Annotated in this window: 19 protein-coding genes and 1 riboswitch; of the genes, 10 read left to right on the top strand and 9 right to left on the bottom strand. The window is 51.4% G+C overall.

All coding sequences use genetic code 11. The features are described 5' to 3' along the window. Positions 1–79: 79 nt before the first annotated feature. Positions 80–673, bottom strand: coding sequence for a hypothetical protein (locus DXH47_RS04595; protein WP_129032008.1), 594 nt, complete (start codon positions 671–673; stop codon positions 80–82). A gap of 104 nt (positions 674–777) precedes the next feature. Then, complete coding sequence (locus DXH47_RS04590) at positions 778–972, bottom strand: LBP_cg2779 family protein (RefSeq protein ID WP_129032006.1); 195 nt, start codon at positions 970–972, stop codon at positions 778–780. A gap of 282 nt (positions 973–1,254) precedes the next feature. Between DXH47_RS04590 and DXH47_RS11620 the strand changes: the two genes are divergently transcribed. Then, positions 1,255–1,422: a hypothetical protein gene (locus DXH47_RS11620; RefSeq protein ID WP_170954947.1), complete on the top strand. Its 168-nt coding sequence runs from the start codon at positions 1,255–1,257 to the stop codon at positions 1,420–1,422. A gap of 177 nt (positions 1,423–1,599) precedes the next feature. Here DXH47_RS11620 and DXH47_RS04585 read toward each other — a convergent pair whose 3' ends face one another. The 4 genes from DXH47_RS04585 to DXH47_RS04570 all read right to left on the bottom strand — a co-directional run bounded on the left by DXH47_RS04585 (position 1,600) and on the right by DXH47_RS04570 (position 4,821). Further along, positions 1,600–1,962, bottom strand: coding sequence for a hypothetical protein (locus tag DXH47_RS04585; RefSeq protein ID WP_129032004.1), 363 nt, complete (start codon positions 1,960–1,962; stop codon positions 1,600–1,602). A gap of 214 nt (positions 1,963–2,176) precedes the next feature. Continuing rightward, positions 2,177–2,830: an energy-coupling factor transporter transmembrane component T family protein gene (locus DXH47_RS04580; protein ID WP_129032002.1), complete on the bottom strand. Its 654-nt coding sequence runs from the start codon at positions 2,828–2,830 to the stop codon at positions 2,177–2,179. Next, on the bottom strand, positions 2,827–4,236 hold the full coding sequence (locus tag DXH47_RS04575; RefSeq protein ID WP_129032000.1) for an ABC transporter ATP-binding protein: 1,410 nt from the start codon (positions 4,234–4,236) through the stop codon (positions 2,827–2,829). Before DXH47_RS04575 ends, DXH47_RS04580 begins: the two co-directional genes overlap by 4 nt. Before the next feature lie 18 nt (positions 4,237–4,254). Then, positions 4,255–4,821, bottom strand: a complete 567-nt coding sequence (locus DXH47_RS04570; RefSeq protein ID WP_129031998.1) for an ECF transporter S component — start codon at positions 4,819–4,821, stop codon at positions 4,255–4,257. A gap of 82 nt (positions 4,822–4,903) precedes the next feature. Continuing rightward, positions 4,904–4,996: riboswitch (TPP riboswitch) on the bottom strand. A 414-nt stretch (positions 4,997–5,410) separates the two neighbouring features. Here DXH47_RS04570 and DXH47_RS04565 point away from each other — a divergent pair. From DXH47_RS04565 to DXH47_RS04540, 6 genes are all read left to right on the top strand, one after another. Further along, entirely contained in the window at positions 5,411–6,580 is a 1,170-nt protein-coding gene (locus tag DXH47_RS04565; protein ID WP_129031996.1) for a D-alanyl-D-alanine carboxypeptidase family protein, read from the top strand. A 194-nt stretch (positions 6,581–6,774) separates the two neighbouring features. Continuing rightward, positions 6,775–7,608: an HAD-IIB family hydrolase gene (locus tag DXH47_RS04560; protein WP_129031994.1), complete on the top strand. Its 834-nt coding sequence runs from the start codon at positions 6,775–6,777 to the stop codon at positions 7,606–7,608. An 80-nt stretch (positions 7,609–7,688) separates the two neighbouring features. Continuing rightward, positions 7,689–9,002 (top strand): PTS transporter subunit EIIC, encoded by a 1,314-nt coding sequence (locus DXH47_RS04555; protein WP_129031992.1) that lies wholly within the window; start codon positions 7,689–7,691, stop codon positions 9,000–9,002. Next, the gene (locus DXH47_RS04550; protein ID WP_129031990.1) at positions 8,977–9,792 is read left to right on the top strand and encodes an alpha/beta hydrolase; all 816 of its coding nucleotides are present in this window, start codon (positions 8,977–8,979) and stop codon (positions 9,790–9,792) included. Before DXH47_RS04555 ends, DXH47_RS04550 begins: the two co-directional genes overlap by 26 nt. A 59-nt stretch (positions 9,793–9,851) precedes the next feature. Then, positions 9,852–10,667 (top strand): Cof-type HAD-IIB family hydrolase, encoded by an 816-nt coding sequence (locus tag DXH47_RS04545; RefSeq protein WP_129031988.1) that lies wholly within the window; start codon positions 9,852–9,854, stop codon positions 10,665–10,667. Positions 10,668–10,746: 79 nt separating this feature from the next. Next, positions 10,747–11,409, top strand: coding sequence for a hypothetical protein (locus DXH47_RS04540; protein ID WP_129031986.1), 663 nt, complete (start codon positions 10,747–10,749; stop codon positions 11,407–11,409). An 87-nt stretch (positions 11,410–11,496) separates the two neighbouring features. Here DXH47_RS04540 and DXH47_RS04535 read toward each other — a convergent pair whose 3' ends face one another. Continuing rightward, positions 11,497–12,453, bottom strand: a complete 957-nt coding sequence (locus DXH47_RS04535) for a nucleoside hydrolase (RefSeq protein ID WP_129031984.1) — start codon at positions 12,451–12,453, stop codon at positions 11,497–11,499. 185 nt (positions 12,454–12,638) lie between these two features. On the opposite strand from DXH47_RS04535, the gene DXH47_RS04530 reads away from it, so the two are divergent. Beyond that, the gene (locus DXH47_RS04530) at positions 12,639–13,685 is read left to right on the top strand and encodes a PrsW family intramembrane metalloprotease (protein ID WP_129031983.1); all 1,047 of its coding nucleotides are present in this window, start codon (positions 12,639–12,641) and stop codon (positions 13,683–13,685) included. Here the strand turns inward: DXH47_RS04530 and DXH47_RS04525 are convergent. Further along, positions 13,670–14,428: an alpha/beta fold hydrolase gene (locus DXH47_RS04525; RefSeq protein ID WP_129031981.1), complete on the bottom strand. Its 759-nt coding sequence runs from the start codon at positions 14,426–14,428 to the stop codon at positions 13,670–13,672. The genes DXH47_RS04530 and DXH47_RS04525 overlap by 16 nt on opposite strands. 44 nt (positions 14,429–14,472) lie before the next feature. Between DXH47_RS04525 and DXH47_RS04520 the strand changes: the two genes are divergently transcribed. Further along, the gene (locus tag DXH47_RS04520; RefSeq protein WP_129031979.1) at positions 14,473–15,468 is read left to right on the top strand and encodes an NAD(P)/FAD-dependent oxidoreductase; all 996 of its coding nucleotides are present in this window, start codon (positions 14,473–14,475) and stop codon (positions 15,466–15,468) included. Between the two features lie 72 nt (positions 15,469–15,540). Here the strand turns inward: DXH47_RS04520 and DXH47_RS04515 are convergent, their stop codons facing one another. Continuing rightward, the gene (locus DXH47_RS04515; RefSeq protein ID WP_129032168.1) at positions 15,541–17,631 is read right to left on the bottom strand and encodes an LTA synthase family protein; all 2,091 of its coding nucleotides are present in this window, start codon (positions 17,629–17,631) and stop codon (positions 15,541–15,543) included. A 395-nt stretch (positions 17,632–18,026) separates the two neighbouring features. Here DXH47_RS04515 and DXH47_RS04510 point away from each other — a divergent pair, with 395 nt between their 5' ends. Continuing rightward, positions 18,027–18,692 carry a histidine phosphatase family protein gene (locus DXH47_RS04510; protein WP_129031977.1) on the top strand — a complete coding sequence of 222 codons (666 nt, stop codon included), beginning with the start codon at positions 18,027–18,029 and terminating at the stop codon, positions 18,690–18,692. The last annotated feature ends 15 nt before the right edge of the window (positions 18,693–18,707 follow it).

Here is an 18,707-nt window from a genome sequence, read left to right as displayed (position 1 = left end):
GCAAGAACCAATAATAATGTTGCCTTGAAATCTGTCATAAATCTAAATATTAAAAACAAAAGCAGCCCAACTACCAAAATTAAATATAAAAACTCAATAATTTTTTCCATGTATCCCATTTTACACTAAGACCAACGGCTGTGGCAATAATTGTTGCTGCTGTGTTAGCAATCCCCTTAGGAACACCACATGCTTTTAATCCTTTGGCAATTGCACTCTCCAAAGCTGCTCCAGTTGCCACACCGATAGTATTATTCCAGATATGCAAAAACTTAGCTTGGCTAACTTTTTTACCGATTAATTTTGCGACTTTCTTGTACACAATCTTAGGTAATGTCTTAGAAACATACACTTTTCCATATTTAGCAGCTAACCGTGCCATTAATCCTAATGCTGCTTTAGACTGAAAGCGAGGTGTTGTTATAGTTGCAGGTGCACTTTGCGATACCTCAGCTTTTAATTCGTCCCGAGGTTTAGCCGAATAGATACTAACTACATTTTCTTGATTTGTCGTTAAATTATCCATGTCATATGTATCAATAAGATTACCTAATTGATCTGAGTTCATACTTTGATAATCAATCTTTGTAACAGATGAAATTCCTTCTGCATCTGCAAAAGCAGATATAGAGGGAACAGCAACACCGCCTAAAGTCATAACTGTTAATGTCAATGGATTTTGGCCATCAACACCAAATATCATGGCGCCCGAAAAAACGAGTCTGAGGAATTTTCCTCAGACTCGTTTGGTTTCTGAACGTTCTAATCGAGATCACTTTAACTGGGACGCTTAGCGATGAAGTTTTGCAAAGCATTCTGTTCATCATGGTTAGGTTGCAGTTCACCGGTCTTGATGGCGTGAAACTTCTCGACCGTCAGGCGGGAACCATAGGCCATCTCGCCGTCGGTCTTATCGTATTTCTTTTGGTAGGCGATGATAGCTTCAGCCAGACTACTTAATTCTTGACTCATTCATAATCCCTCCAAATGATAATCCACTTACTGCACACCTTCATTATACTAAAATTTTGTGAAAGCGGCTTAATAAGTCTCTTAAGTCCGAAAAGTTTTATCAAAGACTTGCTGAATCCTGAAAAATTGCGTAAACTAAGACTCAATATGACAAAACTTGTTACGCTTAAGTTTTAAATTGTTAACGGCTTTTCGTTTGGTTGTCATCGTTTTGTGACATTAACGCGCTATGGTAAAGGGGAATGTTAATGAACCCGCTATGGGGCCAAATGGGGGACCACAATGAACTTAAAACGAGTTATTACCGGGTTGGGGGTGGCCATTGTGATGCTAGCAATCGTCAGTGGCCTGTCCTGGTTCTTGACCGGAAGAGGGTCGTTACAGGCCCACTCTCAACCCATGGATCACCCGCCAATGGCGCGGGAAGTCCCGCAACAACGCGCGGACTAATGGGAACCGGAGGATTTTTCCGGTAAGGTCTTCACTAATTCACGGTAATCGTGATGATTACAATGACTACAAGTAACTTGTAGTCTATCAAGCAGGGAAGCAGGCCAACTTCGGTTGGCCTGCTTCTTTTTTCGTCAAAAAAAGTCTAGGAGTGAATTCCCAGACTTAAGGGTTGGTTTAAAAATGGGGCCACTCACTGTGGTTGCGCCGTACATCGGTACTCAACCCAAAGAAGAAGACCAAAAAGGCCAATACTGCTAGCGCGACCACCGTCGTCCAGGTCCAGGTCCGTGTGTAGGCATAAGCAAAGACGCCGAACCCCAGGGTGCTCAGTCCAATGATAATCAACCGTAGGAGTAATGAGCGGTCGTGAAGAAAGGCCACGGCTAATGCTAAGACTACGGCACCACCGAACATATTATCGGCACCCACTAGAGACCCGGGTTGGCTGATCAGTGCGTAACCTTCGATGATGAGTCCTAAAATCAGGGCCAAATAACCGAAGAACTCCAGAAATGACAACTGTCGAATGCTTTTCATTCTCCTCACCACTTTCTTCACTCTGTAGGTCCATTATAAGGCAACGGCGGGGTTGTGAAAAATTCGCTGCTTAAAACGTTAGCTTGACCAAGGTTGGTGGTCTAACGTCATTTGCAAAATTAGAGATTGTCCCAACTGCTCTTTTTGAAGGTGGTTAAAAGCTGAGAGGGGTTGCCTGGCGTCGTGACCCGCCCAATCTCAGAATGCCCTTCGTTTAGGGTAAGCCGATAAAGAGACCAATCTGAACTAAAAGCAGACTAGCGCCGAAGATGACCCAGTCCCGGGTTCGTAACGGGACGTTGATGGCGTAGGTCCGTGGGGCCCACTCGACGAATCCATGGGACATCATGGCACTGGCTAGTTGGTCCGACCAGTTCATGGCGGTCAAGATGACTTTGAAGTATAACTGTGGTGACCAGAAGTGCAGGACTTGGCCGCGCATCATGGCGGCCGCGTGCACCGTAGCGACTTCGGCTTTGATTTTAGGGAATAGGTTGAACGCTGCAAGGAACCCGTAGGCAAATTTAGCGGGCAACTTGGCGTTTTGTTCCAGCGATCGGGTCAGTTCGAGGGGCACCGTGGTCTGGGTAAAGGTGGCGCCTAGGTAGACGTATACGAACATCCGGGTGAACAGTACGATTAAGAAGTGTGGGGTGGCGTTTCCCCGTAACATCAGTGACCAAATCAATGCGCTGGCGAAGAAGAGCGGGACCACGGTCAGCCATACCAGGGTCCGGATGTGGATGCGGTTCAGTCCTAAAATCACTAGGCTGATCACGATGAGGGCGACGTTGACGGTCCAGACCTGCGTGAATGAGATCTCCAATGCAATCAGTACCACTAAGGCCAATTTTAAACTGGGATTCATGCCGTCACCCCCTGATAGGTCAATTGTTGATGGGCCAGGTCTAAGTGGTAATCAACGTACGGACTAAGACCGCCCAATTGATGACTGATGATGATTAGTGTGAGGTCGAGGTCCCGTTGCGTTGTGGTCAATAACGTTAGAGCTGCCTGAATCGAGTTGAGATCGAGGCCCTTGAAGGGTTCGTCCAGTAAGAGGACCTCGGGGGCCATCATCAGCATGCACAGGAGCTGCAACTTTTTTTGCTGGCCGCTACTCAACGAATAAATGATTTGCTCATCGCGCCCACTCAAGTCGAGTTGGGCGAGGGCGGCTTGAATCCGGTCCGGCGTGAAGTAGGTCGCGTTACCGTAACGTTGCGATAAGGCCAGTTCTTCGGCGACCGTGACGTTTAAAAACTGGGCCGTCGCAGATTGGAACATCAGACTGACGTGCCGGGCGTAGGTCCGCCGTCGAATTCGCTGTATATCGCGCCCCTGGTAGGTGATGGTGCCTTGATAGCGGCCCAAACGAACCAGCGAGCGGAAAAACGTCGACTTGCCACTGCCGTTAGGCCCGGTGATCAGTGTGGTCTTGTGAGTCAATAATGGTAAGTCCTCCGGTAAAATCAACGTGCGGTCGTTTTGGCTGAGACCAAACCCTTTGGCTTCAAAACAACTCTTATCTTGGGCCGTGGGCAATTGGACGTGCGTGAGTTGTAATCTTTCTGGTGTGAAGGCGGCTAAGCGCGCCTGGGTAGCCGCGACTGACAAGGTGGTGACTTGACCGGCGTGTAACACAGTCAGGTGGTCGATCCACTGGGCGTAGCCACTCAAATCATGATCGGCCAAAATAATGGTCTTGCCCTGGTCGCGACATAACTTGACCAGCCGGTCCAATAACGTTTGGCGGGTCGCTGGGTCAATACTAGCGAAGGGCTCGTCGAGTAAGATGACGTCGCTGTCCATCGCGACGATGATGGCTAAGGCGACCTTTTGCTGTTCCCCACCGGAGAGTTGCATCAAATTCCGGTCACGCAAGTCGGTGATGCCCACGAAAGCCAGGGCTGCATCGATTTTACCTGGCATAGCGGCCGGGGAGACTTGCTGGTTTTCTAAGGCAAAGCGTAACTCGTTTGTAACGGTGTCCATGGTGAACTGCGTGCTGGGCTCTTGAAAGAGCAACGCCACGGTCTGCGAGCGCTGCTGCGGTGATTGCGCCGCGAGCGGTTGGCCGTTGAAAGTCAACGTGGCGCCCGTGGGTAGCGGCGTCAAGCCCGCGATGAGTCGCAGTAAGGTCGTCTTGCCGCTACCCGAAGGCCCGGTCAAAAGGGAAAAACGGCCGCCTAAAAAGGTGGCCGTTAAGTCCTTCAACACGGGATCTTGGTGGTCGGGTGCGTAAGTGAGATGTTCAATGTTAACGGTAGCCAAACAAAATCCCTCCAGTGTTTAAGCGCGAATGCGTGGAGATAAAACGTGGGCGCGACCTAAGAGGTTGGTGATCAACTTCGTTAAGACGCCGCCAAAGATGAAGACGGACACGAACCGGGTCAGCAACAAGAGCATCATGAAGCCGAATTGATACTTGTTGTATCCACTCCGGAAGAAGTCCCAGCCGAAGGTCACTAACGTGGTGGTCAACGCGCTGAGAACCAGGGTCATCCAGTTATAGCGTTTGTAACCGGTGAACGCAAACCCTAATTCGGCACCGACCCCTTGGACGATACCGGAGATCAAGGTACTGGCACCCCACATACCGCCAAGAAACATTTCAACGATGGACCCCAGTAATTCACCTAACGTGGCGGCACCGGCAATGCGGATGATGAAGCCTGCCAGGGGACCAGCCATGCACCACAGCCCCAAAAGCATATCGTTAGCCATGGGCTGCAGACCGAAGGGGGTTAAAGCGGCGGCTAGAACCGTGTAGACAGGACCGGTGACCCAGAAAATGACCCCCATAAAGATAGCGAGAATGGTGACAAGAATGATATCGCGAACGTGCCATTGTTTCATGTAAAACTCCTCCTCATTTTACCCTTAGGGTCCCCAAAAAATGGGAAGAGCCCCCACTAAATTGATAGTGGGGGCCAAGTTTGCTTGAGTCATTCACCGTCCCTTCGCTGGAATTGTCCAGAGCAGGTTCAATGGGTTTGTTCTCAGCCGAATATGGGCACCCCGCGGATTCAAATTACTATCTAGCGTAACGAGTTTTGAAGAAAAATGCAACCGCTAACGAAAACAATCGTACCTAAGGTTTGACCTATTCAGACGTGCAACCGTGTGGCTGAAAAACAGTGAGGCCCCACAAATGGTCTAGAACAAGTATGGCCTAGACCAGTTTGACGTTAAGGTACTGAATTAGCTTGGGGTTAGATGATTATGGATAGCACCAATTGAAAACAAGCGACTACTGGCTGGGAATGCTGGTCTCTCGCACTTAGTCATTTGGTCAATTCTAGGATTTATAACCGTAAAGGAGGAGATTGCAACCAAGTTACGGGGCCAACAAGTAGGTTACAGTTTTATCAGCGACAGATTATGACGTGATAAACGTGTTAACTTTGAGTTGGAGTTTGACAGAATTTGGGAAGGAATTCAGCACATGACAATTAGTAAACTAAAATTAAGTACGCTGGCCATTATGGCGACTGTGAGTCTGGGGCTTGGGGTAACGACGACCCAGCCCGCCCACGCGGCGACGTATCGGACGGTCTCGTCGAAATCGCTGACCAAGACGGCTTATCACAAAAAGAGTACCAAGGGGGCCATTTATAATTATGGCCATTCCAAGAAAGTTGCGAACTTGAAGACCTATCCGAATACGACTTGGTACGCAACCAAGCAAGAAACTTGGAAACATAGTAATTCTAAGGGAATCTACTTAAAGGTCAGCAATAAATCCGGTTCCGTTAAGGGCTGGATTTGGCATGGCTATCTAAAGAAGGGGAAAGCACCGTTTGGCTTGAAGTACGCCAAGGGCGCCGTGGCCATGGATACCAGCACCGGGAAGGTCGTTTGGTCCAAGGCTGCCAACACGGCCCGGCCGATTGCCTCCGTCTCCAAGTTAATGACCTTGTATCTGACCCTTAAGAAAGTCCACACTAAGTCGGCGAAGTGGACCGACGTGGTCAAGACCAACAGTAAAGGTCTGATTGCGATGGGCAACGATGCGGCGTGTGGCGGCTTCCGGTTCAAGTCTGGGCACAAGTACACGGTCAAGGAACTCTATTACGCCGCCTACCTGGATTCATCGAACAACGCGGCCATCGCTTTAGGGAAGTGGGTCTCCGGAAGTAACGGCAAGTTCATCAAGAAGATGAACGCTCAGGCCAAGTCCTGGAACTTGAAACACGCGAGCTTCGTCTCCGCGTCTGGCTTGGAAAATAGTGACTTGAAAGTCTTTGGCTATAACTATGGGTCGGCCAACGCCAACAAGGTTTCCCCCAAGGATGTCGCGTTGATTGCGCGGCACCTGATCAAGGATTACCCGCGGGTCGTCAAGGACGGTAAAATCGGCTCGAAGAAGGTCGACGGTCAGTCGTTGTATAACTACAACAACCTCTTGCCCGGCCGGACTTACTACCAGAAGTCGTTGAACGTCGACGGTTTGAAGACTGGGTACACGCCGCTGGCTGGTTACTGCTTCGTTGGTACTGGTCAGAAGAAAGGCAAGCACCGGGTCATCACCGTGGTCCTGCACGACATCAACGAATTTACCGAGACTCGCTCGTTGATGAACCACGCCAACAAGGCTAGCAGCATGAGTGACTAATTCGTTTTTACTTTGTAAAGCTTAACCCTTAACCTAAAAGTGTTCGGTGACCGGAATCCGTTGGGGTTCCCGTTATCCGGACACTTTTTTGCTTGTTAGGTCGCCGTTTGCCCGAGACTTGGTCGTTGCGCGAACAGGCGGAAGTCGGTATGCTAAACCTACTTTGATTAGCGGATAGGGGTTGGCAAAAAGACATGTTACCACGACTTATTGCAACGGATTTAGACGGGACCTTCTTGGACCCCCAAGGGCATTACGACCACCAACAGTTTGCCCATATTTTGGCTCAGTTACACCAGCGCGGTAGCCGGTTCGTGATTGCGACGGGGGACCCGCTAGACCACGCTCAGGCGTTGTTTCGGGACCTACCGGAAGCGGCGTCGTTGACCTACGTAGTCGAAGACGGCGCTTTAATCGTTACAGGAACCGGCGCAATCGTCCAGAAACGCGCGTTGCCCTCCGACTTGGTCGTATCGGCCGTGACGTGGTTGGAAACGGCCCCCGTCATGGCGGATAATTTTTTGATCAGTTGTGGGCAGACGCGTGCGTACACTCGTTTACCGGCCGACAGTGCGCGGTTTCACGCGTCACAAGCGTTTTACCCCCAACTGACTTCGGTTCCTGATTTGACTAAAGTAAACGATGCCATTTTAAAATTAGACGTGACCTGGTTACACGCGGACGTCGCGCCCCAAGTGGCGGCTTTCAACCAGCGATTTTCCGGTCAACTCGTCGCCACGAGTAGCGGTCTCGGTGGGTTGAACGTATCGTTACCGGGAGTCAGTAAGGGGCAAGCCATCCAAACTTTGGCCCAGCGTTGGGGGATACGTGCAGCGGAAGTGGCGGCTTTTGGAGACTCCGGCAACGATTTAGCGATGTTGCAATGGGCCGGGCAGGGCATTGCGGTAGCTAACGCCGCACCAGACATTTTAGCTGCTATCCCGGACCATACCGCTGATCCCAATACCCAACCGGTCGTGTTAGACCAGCTTGAAGCTTGGTTAGCATCGGCTGGTGACTTGAGTTAGCGACTGGTCAAACTCAGCGCTGAATGGGGCCTGGCCATCAAAAAGGCGGTACGATCAACGTCTGATAGGGGGGATGGCGGATGCACAAAACGATGTGGCGTTGTGGCCATTGGGTCATGGCACGTGATTATCAATGGCGCCGATTGAACCAGGTCATGGCGCTTAACCAGGCGTTACGGGTAGTCTTCCCGTTGATTTTACTGGGCAGTTTGGCCGATTTAGTCATCCGGGGGTGGCTGACCCCCACGGGATACTACTACCAGACTTTGCATGTGGAGAATTGGTGCCCCCAACGGGCTCGCTTAGAGCAGGGTCTGTTACTGCTTCAAAATGGTGCGGTTGGCCTGGCTAGTTTGGGCTTAGCCATCGTCGTGAGTTTTTATTTAGTGCGACAAGTCACCCGCAGCACCGATGACCAACTGACCGCGGGACTCTTAGCTGGCCTGACATTACAGTTGGTCAACGTGAACCCGGTGTCGTTACAGCCCCACCACGCCCCGGCTTGGCTAGCCATGAATTTGGGCTGGCACGGCATCTTGGCGGGCCTCGTGGTCGGTCTGTTGGTGGGGAACCTCTATCGCATTGGCGTTAGGATTTGGTCGTCACCGCTAGACGCCACGCTGCGGCCCATCACGCTGGGGAGTTTAGGTGGCCTGGGGGTAGCAACGGTGAGCGGCGGTTGGTTATTGGCGGCCCCGTTTACGGTTCGCGCGGCCTTTAACGCCTGGTTGCGTCTGCCGTTGAGTTTCCCTACTGGCTGGGGACAACTGGCTAGTTTTAGTTTACTTAACGGCGCCATGACTTGGTGCGGTACTTTAGGGGCGTTACCCACGACCAGCGGGCAGACCGTGGCGGCTACACAAAATTTGGCGGCGGTTCTAGGGAGTGCCCACTGGCAGGTGCCCCACGTCTTGACGGTGCAGACCGTGATCCAGACTTACGCTAGCATGGGCGGTCCGGGGATGGCCTTGGCGCTATTATTGGCCATTTTCTTGGTACGGCAAAATGCCGCTCAACGCCGGATTGGCTGGCTGAGTTTAGTCCCCGTATTGGGCAACTTCAACGCGCCGTTATTGGTAGGGTTACCCGTGATATGGCGGCCACTGTTGGGAATCCCTTTGTTATTGGCGCCGCTGGCATGCGTTTCAATTAGTAGTCTCGCGTTAGCTTTTCACTGGGTCCCCGCTACGGCCTACCCCTTAGCGGTGAGCACGCCGGGCCCGTTTTTGAGCTTTCTGGGGAGTGGGGGCAGTCTACGGGCGTTACTGTTAGCCATCGTAAATTTGGCCCTAGCCACGGCGATTTATTACCCATTTGTGAAGGGGGACGCCGCGGTTGACCGGCGGCTGGCGGAGGAGGCGAAACGCGATGCGACATCTGACGAGTTGGCGTAGTTTTGGGCTGATTATTGGGCTCGTTGTCTTACTGGGGGTACCCGGCTTACTGTGGCGTTCCCATCAAGTGGCAGTGGTGCGGGCAACCTACAAGAGTCCTGTGGCGCCGGTGATCTTAGTACCAGGGTCTAGTGCCACGCAGAATCGATTTAATGCGCTGGTTAAGGAACTCAACGGCCAAACTAAAACGCAGCATAGCCTCCTGCGTGTGGAAGTCAAAACCAACGGCCATTTGGTTTACAACGGGGCTATCCGGCACGGTGACAAGCGGCCCTTTATCGTGATTGGCTTTCAAAACCATCACGATGGCGCAGTCAATATTCGGAAGCAGGCACGCTGGTTTGCTATCGCCTTTCGTGCGCTCCAACGGACCTACCACTTCAACCATTTTTCGGCCATGGGACACTCGAACGGGGGGCTGGTGTTGACGTTATTCTTGGAGAATGACTTGGCGGCGACCGGGGCTACGGCCGACCGGTTGATGACCATTGCCGCGCCCTTTAATTTGGAACAGGCCAGTGCGACTGTGGAGACGCCCCTCTTCAAACAGTTGGTCGCAGGCCGCGACCGTCTGGCAACGAGTTTGATCGTTTATTCAATCGCCGGGAGCAAGTCCTATACCGGAGACGGTATTGTTCCGTTTGCCAGTGTGAACCGGGGCAAGTACATCTTTCAAAAACGAGTCCGTAGCTTCACCCAGATTATCGTCAGTGGGGCCAATGCCAACCACGCCCATTTACCAGAGAACCGCCAGATCGTGCGGTTGATTCGTCAGGACTTGTTGGTCTGATAGTTTAATTTTGACCCATGAACGGGTAAACTGGACCTAACTGGAGGTTACGACAAACTATGATAAAAATGATTGCACTGGATTTGGACGAAACGTTACTGAACACCGATAAAACTATTAGTGAGGAGAACGCTGCGGCCTTACGAAAGCTACACCAAGCCGGCATCAAGGTCGTCCTCTGCACGGGTCGGCCCATCAACGCCATCTGGGGTTACCTCGAACAATTGGGACTGACCACTTCTGAAGATTACACCATCACCTTTAACGGGGCGCTGGTGGTCAATAACGCGACCAAGGAGACCTTGGCGCAGAGCGGCATGAAACGGCAAGACTTAGAACTCTTGCACGCTTTTGCGGCGAAGAACGGTTACCCGTTGGACGTGCTCGACTTCGACCAGGTCTATCCGATTGCCGATTTGACACCCTCCGTTTACCAGCAGATGCTAAAGGCACCGATGACTTTTACCAAGACGGCCTTTGCCGAGTTGCCGGATCACTTGTACAGTAAAGCAGTCATGGCCACCGATGCGTTGATTTTAGACCAGGTCGTCGATCACTTGACCCCCGTCATGAAACAACATTATCACGTGGTACGCTCCCAACCTAAGATCTTGGAATTTTTGGCTGCTGGCATGGATAAAGCCGTCGGGTTAGGGCAGTTATTGACCCACTTTGGTTGGACTTTTAACGAACTGATGGCCTTCGGGGATGCTGAAAATGATCTTGGGATGATCAAAGCCGCTGGGGACGGCGTAGCCATGTTAAACGGGCAATCTGGCGTGAAGGCGGTAGCCAATCACCAGACCCCCTGGGACAATAATCATGCTGGAATTGCGGCGTACTTACGGCAAGTTTTCCCGACTAATCTCAAGTGATGAAGCGTCTTAACTGACAGTAGGGCCAACTTATGGCACACTAGAGGCGTAAACTGAGAATTCTAAGGAGGAAATCGGGATGCGTTTATGGGCGAAACTAGGAATGACGGTTTTGGCATTGGGGACCGTGAGTGGGGTACTTACACCGAGTGTGGCTAGTGCCAAGACTAAAGTCACTGGTACCTTTGCCAACCGGGACCTGCAAAGCTACTACAAGAGTGCTAAGGCCAAGAGTGCCTTTCATTTTGAGACGCTAAAGGCTGGTAAGAACAGTAAAAAGACAGCGACCGTGGTCGTCATGGGTGATTTTGGAAGCGTACCCAACGTGAAGTACGGGGCGTTGACGTCTGCTAAATACAGCAAGAACAAGAAGGTTTTGACCATGAAGTACAAGCTGGTCAACTTCAAGACTAAGAATGGGAAGACCACGACGTCACTTGCCAAGAAAGCGTACACGTTCAAGCTGACTAAGAAGTCGACTAATAAGTTCACTGCTAAGTTGACGGGGAAGAAGGCCAACCGGCGTCTTGCCAACAGTGGGACGACTTACAAGTACACCCGGACGAAGACCAACCCTGCTAAGGCTTATGCGAAGAAGTATGTCAAGCCAACCATGTACAAGCAATACTTAAAGGCCTTCAATTCGATCAATGCAACCCAGGCCCAAAAGAAGAAGCTGGCTACACAATACGCGACGCAAGCAACTAACACGATGGTGAAGAACTTTGATTTGAAGAACTAACAAACTGAAAAATTAAATTCGGCTACAATAAAACGGGCTTCCCAAGCATTTGAAATCTTGGGAAGCCCGTTTTTTAATGGTTAGAAGTTAGTTTTGCTTGAATAGCGCGGTTAAATATTCCATGAAAGTCTTCAGGTAACGCGCCGTGTCGACTTGAACGGCGACTTTGACGTTAGTCGGTTCGTTCAAGCGGTTTTCATCACCGATGGTCCGGCCGTAGTCTTCCTTGCCGTACTTGACCAGCATGTTGAGGTCGAGCGTTTGCACGAAGGATGGGTCAAGCGATACCCCAACGGCTAATGGATCATGGAGGGCACAGCCACCTAAGTTATTGTTGAACTGGCGGTAAGCGTCGATGTAGTAGTCCACGATGTCAGCGAACTTTTCACCGGCCGTGGTGCCTAAATCGCGCCATTGTTGAGTTTCCTTGCGGGTCAACAGTGTCCGCAAAGTGACATCTAAGCCCACCATGGTCGAGTGTAATGGGCTGGTCAAGACGGCGTTCGCGGCTTCGGCATCCTGGTTGATGTTCGCTTCGGCGACGAAGGTCACGTTACCGGGGACGGTCAGTGCCCCACCCATGAAAGTGACGTTACCGATTTCCGTGGCGATTTCTGGGGCTTTTTTCAAGGCAGCCGCCAGGTTAGTCATCGGGCCGGTCGGGACTAAGGTCAAGTCCTTACCATATTGGTGAACGGCGTCGATCAAGAAGTCGACGGCCGATTCTTTTTCGATGGCCCGCTTAGGTTCAGGGAGGTCGACTTGACCAATCCCATTTTCGCCGTGGATGTTGGCGCTGACCTGCATCCGGTCGAAGTGGTCACTAGTTGAGGAATGACTTTCGCCAACGTAGACTGGAATATCAGTGTGACCTAAAAGTTCCAGAATTTTCAGGGAGTTTTTCGCCCCGTCTTCCACGTAGACGTTACCGTAGGAACCCATAATCCCGATTAAATCAACATCGGGTGCCCCTAGCGCATAAGCGATGGCCAGGGAGTCATCGATCCCCGTGTCCAAGTCCAAAATCATTTTCCGTTGTGCCATAATAATTTATCCCCCTCTTGAAATCTATGGTGAGCTATAAGTACTAGTTTAACTATAATGTAATGGGTTACATTGCGCAACCCTTCACGGCGGGAGTTGAAGCTCACTGTACTTCACGGTAAGATAAGAACCGTGATCACCCGTCAGTTGGATAGCGGGGGAGAAGCCGGAGAGGAGGGCCAATCATGGCCAATAAAGAAGAAACGGTGAAGCCTTTGAAGCAACATTTTCATTATGGGCATCATCTGCTCGACGATGCGACTAAGGAGATCAACGAGTGGACCGGCGAAAACAAGGTGGTTGAAATTCACCTATTTTCGATGTTTTCAGAGGTTTTTAAGGCGCACAACCATGATGATGCCGAGGCCCTCTTTATTGTGGGGACCCGCCATACCACGCCGTCGCTCGAAGCGGTCTCCGTGGCCCCGGTCAAGCCCTGGCTCTTCTCGCGGATCTTTGCGTTACTGGCCGGAAGTTTTGTGTTGTTAGCGCTATTGTTTCTGGGCTTTCGGAGTAACAACGCGGTACCCGGCATGATTTTTATCGGCTCGTTGACCGTCCCGTTTTCGCTCCTGATTTTATTTTTTGAGATCAACGTCTTTCGTAACCTTTCCGTCTACCAGCTTCTGACGGTCTTTTTAGTCGGGGGCATTCTCTCGTTGATTGCGACCATGATTCTGTATTCGCTGATTCCGTCGGGCAACGGGACCTCGTTAGGCTCGGCGGTGATTGTGGGGTTTATCGAAGAGACCGCTAAGATGCTGGTGATGACCTACTTTATCAACCAGTTCCATTTAAATTACATCTTTAATGGGTTATTAGTGGGCGCGGCTATTGGGGCGGGGTTCGCAGTGTTCGAGACCGCGGGCTACACGGGCCAATACGGGCTGGTCACGTTACTGATGCGTAGCTGGCAAGCCATCGGGACCCATACCATCTGGTCCGCCATCATGGGGGCGGCCATCATCCTGGCCAAGGACCGCCACCAACCCGTCACCGGGAGCAACATGGTGGCCCCTAAATTTTTACGCTTCTACTTACTTGCGATTGGGTTACACGCCGCCTGGGATTGGAACGCGCCGTTTGCCTTTCTAGACATCCTGTATCTCCAACAGTGGGTCTTGATTGCGCTGGGGTGGCTGGCCATCTTCGTGTTAATCAACGCCGGATTACGCGAGGCGCGCACCTTACAGGGGCAACGGATCCTTAGGACCACTCAACTCGGCGGGTAAAGAAAGGTGGCGATGGCCTGGTCGACGGCGCCGCTTTCGTGTAAAAGCGAGTGCTCACTTTGCCAGATGGCCCCATGGATTTGGGTGAACCGGTAACTGTGGACCCGACCACGGACCAGGCTTGCCAATTGCTGGGCGTCCTTTAATGGGACCTCACCGTCGTTTGTGACCGCACCAATCTGTCCAGCAATATTTAGAACCCGCAGGTGGGGGTACCGATGAGTCAGTGGGGACATGTGCGGAAAATCGGCACCGATGCAAACCAAGTGACGTACCTGGATCGCATTTGTCGGGGTATCATGCAAGTAATCTAATGCGATGGTCCCCCCGGACGAGTGGCCGACCAGGTTGACCCGCGTGATATGGTAGCGCTGTCGTAACTGGGTCAAAACGGTTCCTAACTGTTTAGATTCCCGTTGGGGATGAGTGTTATCCGCAAATAACACGGGAATCACCGGGTTGTTTGCTTTAACGGGGTGCAATTGAGTCCAGTGGACTTGGCCAGCGGTGGTGACGTGGGCGGTCAGACTGTGAGTGGCGACGTGGGGCTGGTCGAACGTTAAGGTCATACTGCGAAGCGACAACCAATTACCACCGTCACCCGGCAACAATAATGTCGCCGTGCGGGTCTGGGGCAGATGCAAGTTCCGTAACGCCTGATGGTGATGGGCCCACGCCCCAGTGATACCAGCGATGAGCAGTAAACTAACGGTTAGACTGAGCCAAAGACGTGCGTGACGCATATGCTCGGACTTCCTTTCAAACAAAAAACAATGGAGTGATGAAGATGACAGAAACTTACGATATCACCATTATCGGTGGGGGTCCCGCGGGGATGTTCGCCGCCTTCTACGCGGGGATGCGTAACGCTAAGACCCAGTTACTGGAGAGCTTAGCCGACCTGGGAGGCCAGGTCAACGCGTTGTACCCGGAGAAGACGATTTTAGACGTCGCGGGTTTCCCGGGCGTAAAGGGTCGGGACTTGATTACCGCCCAACGCCAGCAACTGGCGCAATTTCCGTTGACCATCAAACCTGGCCAGCCGGTGACCAACTTACAAGCAGCCGCCGATGGGGACGGCTTTGACGTGACCACGGCACAGGGCGTGACGCACAGCAAGACGGTGATTGTCGCGGTGGGCAACGGGGCGTTTACTCCGCGGCCGCTAACCGTGGCTAACGCCGATCAGTTTACGGATAAGGGCCAGTTGGTCTACAGTGTGCCCGACTTAGCCGCGTTCAAGGATCAACGGGTGCTGGTCGCCGGGGGTGGTGATTCAGCTATCGACCAAGCCCTGATGTTAGAACCCGTGGCCCAATCAGTGACGCTGTTGCACCGCCGCAACCAGTTCCGGGGACTAGAGAACATGGTCGACCGGCTCCGCCAGTCAACGGTGACGGTTAAAACGCCGTATCTGATTCGCCAGCTTGCTTCGACGCCTAGTGGGGCTATCGACGTGACCTTAAAGACCGTCGGGGCCCCCACCGAAGAGCACTTGGTAGTCGACAAGCTTTTGGTCAGTTACGGCTTTACGTCGGACTACCACGTTATCGAGGGTTGGGATGTGACCTTTGAGCGTAGTCAACGGTTGATTGCCGTCGATTCGACCATGGCCACCAGTGTGCCAGGTATCTATGCGATTGGCGATGGGGTGACCTATGCCGGCAAGCAACCCCTGATTGCCACCGCTTACGGTGAGGCCCCCACGGCCGTGCACCAATTGATGGCCACTTACTTCCCAGATAAACGGGGACCAGTCCACAGTACCTCGCTAGCTCATTAAATCGATTATAGACCGAAAAAACCCAGCCGCAATCCGAAAAGCTCGTTCGGATTGCGGCTGGGTTTTTATAACTTACTTGCCACTGGTATCGTCTTGGTTGGTAATCTTGATGCGGTTAGAATTTGTTTCCTTGTGGTTCAACTCTGGCGCATCGGTGTGGTACCACTTCTGGGTAGACTTATCATCGTTGCGGGAGAAGATGCTGGTAGACTTCAGTCCCAGCTTCTTTTCTAGCTTTTTCTCTTTTTGGAGACCATCAGAATAGTTGTAGTCGTTTGGATCAACGGCCTTGAAGCCCTTCGGATGGTAGAAGCGTAAGAGGTTCTTTTGGTTCAAAGAATCTGAGTAGTGCAAGGCTTCATTGACGTGCTTTTGCATCTTATCGATGGCCTTTTGTTGCTTGGCATTCGGGTGTAGTTCTTGGCCGGTCCGGTTACTGTAGATGGTTCCGTCTACAGACGTGTATTCAGGGTTCTCCCAATCATGGTTCCGGAAGGCGACGACCTGGTTATGTTCCTTGGAGAACAAATCGGTCCCGAACTGCAGGTACTTCTTCGAACTAATGCCCATCAAGTGGAGCAGGGTCGGTAAGACGTCAATTTCACCACCGTATTGATGTTCGACTTTCCCGTGCTTGTAGCCGGGCATGTTGAACATCAACGGGACCCGTTGAAGCTGGGCGTTGTCGTAATCGTTCCAGTCGTCAGGGTTGACGCCTAAGACCTTAGCGAGGGCCTTGTTCGAGGAATTAGAGATTCCATAGTGGTCGCCATAGATCATGATGATCGAGTTCTTAGCCAGCCCGGACTTCTTCAAGTAGTGGTAGAACTCCTTGACGGACTGGTCGAGGTAGTGGGCAGTCTTGAAGTAGTTGTCGACCGTTTTGTCCCCAGTGTTGGGTGTCTTGAAGTTGGAATCTTCACTGTCTAGTGAGAACGGGAAGTGGTTCGAGACAGTCAGATACTTGACGTAGAACGGTTGTTGCAGATGTTGTAAGTATTTGATGGAATCGTTGAAGAGCAACTTATCCTTTAAGCCATAGCCCAATGACTTATCCCCCGACGTGTCGTAGTAGCTGGCATCGAAGAAGTATTGGTAGCCTAGGTTCTTATACGTGTTGTTCCGGTTCCAGAAGCTGGCCACGTTCCCGTGGAAGACAGCCGTGGAGTAACCTTCCTGATCGAAGATGGCGGGTGCTGCCTGGAAGGTGTTGTCGTTTCCTAATTGGGTAAATAACGAGCCTTGAGATAAGCCGAAGGTCCCGGTTTCCAACATCGTTTCGGCGTCAGAAGTTTTCCCTTGACCAACTTCGTGGAAGAAGTTGTCGAAGCTGTAGGTCGACTTACTCTTGTAGAGCTTGTTGAGGAACGGCGTGACTTCTTGACCGTTGACTTTACGATTCAAGAGGAACTGTTGGAAACTCTCCAGGTGCAAGACGATGACGTTTTTCCCCTTGGCGACCCCGTAGAGCTTCTTGTTCGGCTTAGCGTAGTTTTTATGAACGAACTTGAGGATTCCTTTGAGTTCGGACTTCTTGGCGTGGGACCGCACTTCACTGGTGTGGGTGGTCTTGATGCCGTCGTAAACGGTGAAGGCATCGAGACCTAAGTATTTGACCACGTAGGTCCGGTCGAAGGTCCGGGTCAACAGTTGGGGCCGGTCCATTTCCCCTAAGGTTAAGTTACCGGCGAAGAGCAGACAAGACAGCGACGTAATGGCCAGAGCCACGCGCTTGTTGACCGGTCGCGGATCGATGTAGATGCGCCGGGTCGCTAGCAGCCCAAGGACTAGAATTAAATCCAGCCAGTAGAGCACATCGTGGGGTGAGGTCAATGCAAGCGAACTACCAGAGAGGCCTTGGTCGACCTTGGAATACCCCAACATGGTGTTGACCGTCATAAAGTCGGTAAACTCCCGGAAATAAATCACGTTGATGTAGAGGAGTAACGAATTTAAGATGTCGATTAAAAATATGAACGGGTAAAAAAAGCGTGCGCGTTTGAAGTACAGCGCGAGCCCGAAGAGTAGGAGCGTCGTCGCCAACGGGTTGAGTAAGAGGATGATAAACTGAAAGGGATCGCTGAGGTTCAGGTTAAAATCCACAAAGTAGGCGATGAGGGTCTTTAGCCAAAACAGGATGACCAGAAGGGCGACGAAGCCCATGCGGGTCCCGGTTCGGGCCCAAATCTTTTTGAAACGTTCCACGATAATTGCTCCTTCGTATCAGGATAATGGTCCAGCGAAAGTCAACTCACGAAAAAAGTTCCCAGCCCGTCGAGCGGGTCGCTAAGGGGAACCAGTGTGGGGTGTTTGACCCCGACGATGATAATGTCGGGGCTGACTGACTGAATCTAAAGTAGCCTCATTTTACCATAATTTACCCTGCAAACTAGTAAATTACGGAAGACATTTCTCTTATCCTAGCAGAGCTACCCAAGAGTGGCAGGTTTTCCGGGCAAGTTTAAGAAAACTTTAAGCCAGTGGCGCCAAAATGTAATCGTTTTGCCGGTGGAATTTGGTACACTAGAGATAGTTTAGACGAAAGGTGTGAAGACGTTATGGATCAAGGAATCACGCTGTACGTGGTGCGCCACGGTCAGACTTACTTCAATATTTATAATAAACTGCAGGGATGGAGCAATTCACCATTGACTGAAGCCGGCATTGCGGATGCTAAGCAAGCGGGGCAAACACTTCGAGATGTTCCGTTTGCGGCAGCTTACTGTAGTGACACGACTCGGGCGGAACAGACTGCTCAGACCATCATTGCGGCCAATCAATCGACGCCCAAATTAACCACGACGCCGTTCTTTCGAGAAGAATTCTACGGGTATTATGAAGGTAATGATATGGCACAAGCCTGGTACGTGGCCGGGGCTCCCCATGGGGTACCGACGTTTAAGGCGATTGAGGCGAAGTATTCCATTGGGAAGGCCAAGGACTTCCTAAAAGCAGCCGATCCCTTCCACCAAGCCGAAAATAACGACGAGTATTGGCAACGGGTCGATCAGGGCTTTGACTTGATTCGTCAGAACCCGGACCTGCACGCTGGCGATAACGTTTTATTGATTAGTCACGGGAATACATTATTAAGCCTGATGGAACGTTATGGTCAAGGTAAGTATGATTTGAGCGTTCGGCCGGCTAACGGGAGCTTGACGAAGTTGCGGTTGACGGCAGATGACATCACAGTATTAAGTTATAATCAAAAAGATGAAAAGTGAGGCTGACAGGATGGA

The organism is Levilactobacillus suantsaii (genome assembly GCF_004115745.1).
Taxonomy (GTDB): Bacteria; Bacillota; Bacilli; order Lactobacillales; family Lactobacillaceae; genus Levilactobacillus; species Levilactobacillus suantsaii.
Note: the sequence above shows the minus strand (reverse complement) of the source record. Positions and strands in the feature narration are given on the sequence as shown.

Excerpts from the sequence above, each read along its gene's own strand:
- DXH47_RS04560 (WP_129031994.1), top strand. The coding sequence starts at position 6,775 with ATGTTACCACGACTTATTGCAACGGATTTAGACGGGACCTTCTTGGAC.
- DXH47_RS04535 (WP_129031984.1), bottom strand. The coding sequence starts at position 12,453 with ATGGCACAACGGAAAATGATTTTGGACTTGGACACGGGGATCGATGAC.
- DXH47_RS04520 (WP_129031979.1), top strand. The coding sequence starts at position 14,473 with ATGACAGAAACTTACGATATCACCATTATCGGTGGGGGTCCCGCGGGG.
- DXH47_RS04565 (WP_129031996.1), top strand. The coding sequence starts at position 5,411 with ATGACAATTAGTAAACTAAAATTAAGTACGCTGGCCATTATGGCGACT.
- DXH47_RS04510 (WP_129031977.1), top strand. The coding sequence starts at position 18,027 with ATGGATCAAGGAATCACGCTGTACGTGGTGCGCCACGGTCAGACTTAC.
- DXH47_RS04525 (WP_129031981.1), bottom strand. The coding sequence starts at position 14,428 with ATGCGTCACGCACGTCTTTGGCTCAGTCTAACCGTTAGTTTACTGCTC.
- DXH47_RS11620 (WP_170954947.1), top strand. The coding sequence starts at position 1,255 with ATGAACTTAAAACGAGTTATTACCGGGTTGGGGGTGGCCATTGTGATG.
- DXH47_RS04515 (WP_129032168.1), bottom strand. The coding sequence starts at position 17,631 with ATGGGCTTCGTCGCCCTTCTGGTCATCCTGTTTTGGCTAAAGACCCTC.
- DXH47_RS04570 (WP_129031998.1), bottom strand. The coding sequence starts at position 4,821 with ATGAAACAATGGCACGTTCGCGATATCATTCTTGTCACCATTCTCGCT.
- DXH47_RS04540 (WP_129031986.1), top strand. The coding sequence starts at position 10,747 with ATGCGTTTATGGGCGAAACTAGGAATGACGGTTTTGGCATTGGGGACC.
- DXH47_RS04555 (WP_129031992.1), top strand. The coding sequence starts at position 7,689 with ATGCACAAAACGATGTGGCGTTGTGGCCATTGGGTCATGGCACGTGAT.
- DXH47_RS04530 (WP_129031983.1), top strand. The coding sequence starts at position 12,639 with ATGGCCAATAAAGAAGAAACGGTGAAGCCTTTGAAGCAACATTTTCAT.
- DXH47_RS04580 (WP_129032002.1), bottom strand. The coding sequence starts at position 2,830 with ATGAATCCCAGTTTAAAATTGGCCTTAGTGGTACTGATTGCATTGGAG.
- DXH47_RS04590 (WP_129032006.1), bottom strand. The coding sequence starts at position 972 with ATGAGTCAAGAATTAAGTAGTCTGGCTGAAGCTATCATCGCCTACCAA.
- DXH47_RS04545 (WP_129031988.1), top strand. The coding sequence starts at position 9,852 with ATGATAAAAATGATTGCACTGGATTTGGACGAAACGTTACTGAACACC.
- DXH47_RS04550 (WP_129031990.1), top strand. The coding sequence starts at position 8,977 with ATGCGACATCTGACGAGTTGGCGTAGTTTTGGGCTGATTATTGGGCTC.
- DXH47_RS04585 (WP_129032004.1), bottom strand. The coding sequence starts at position 1,962 with ATGAAAAGCATTCGACAGTTGTCATTTCTGGAGTTCTTCGGTTATTTG.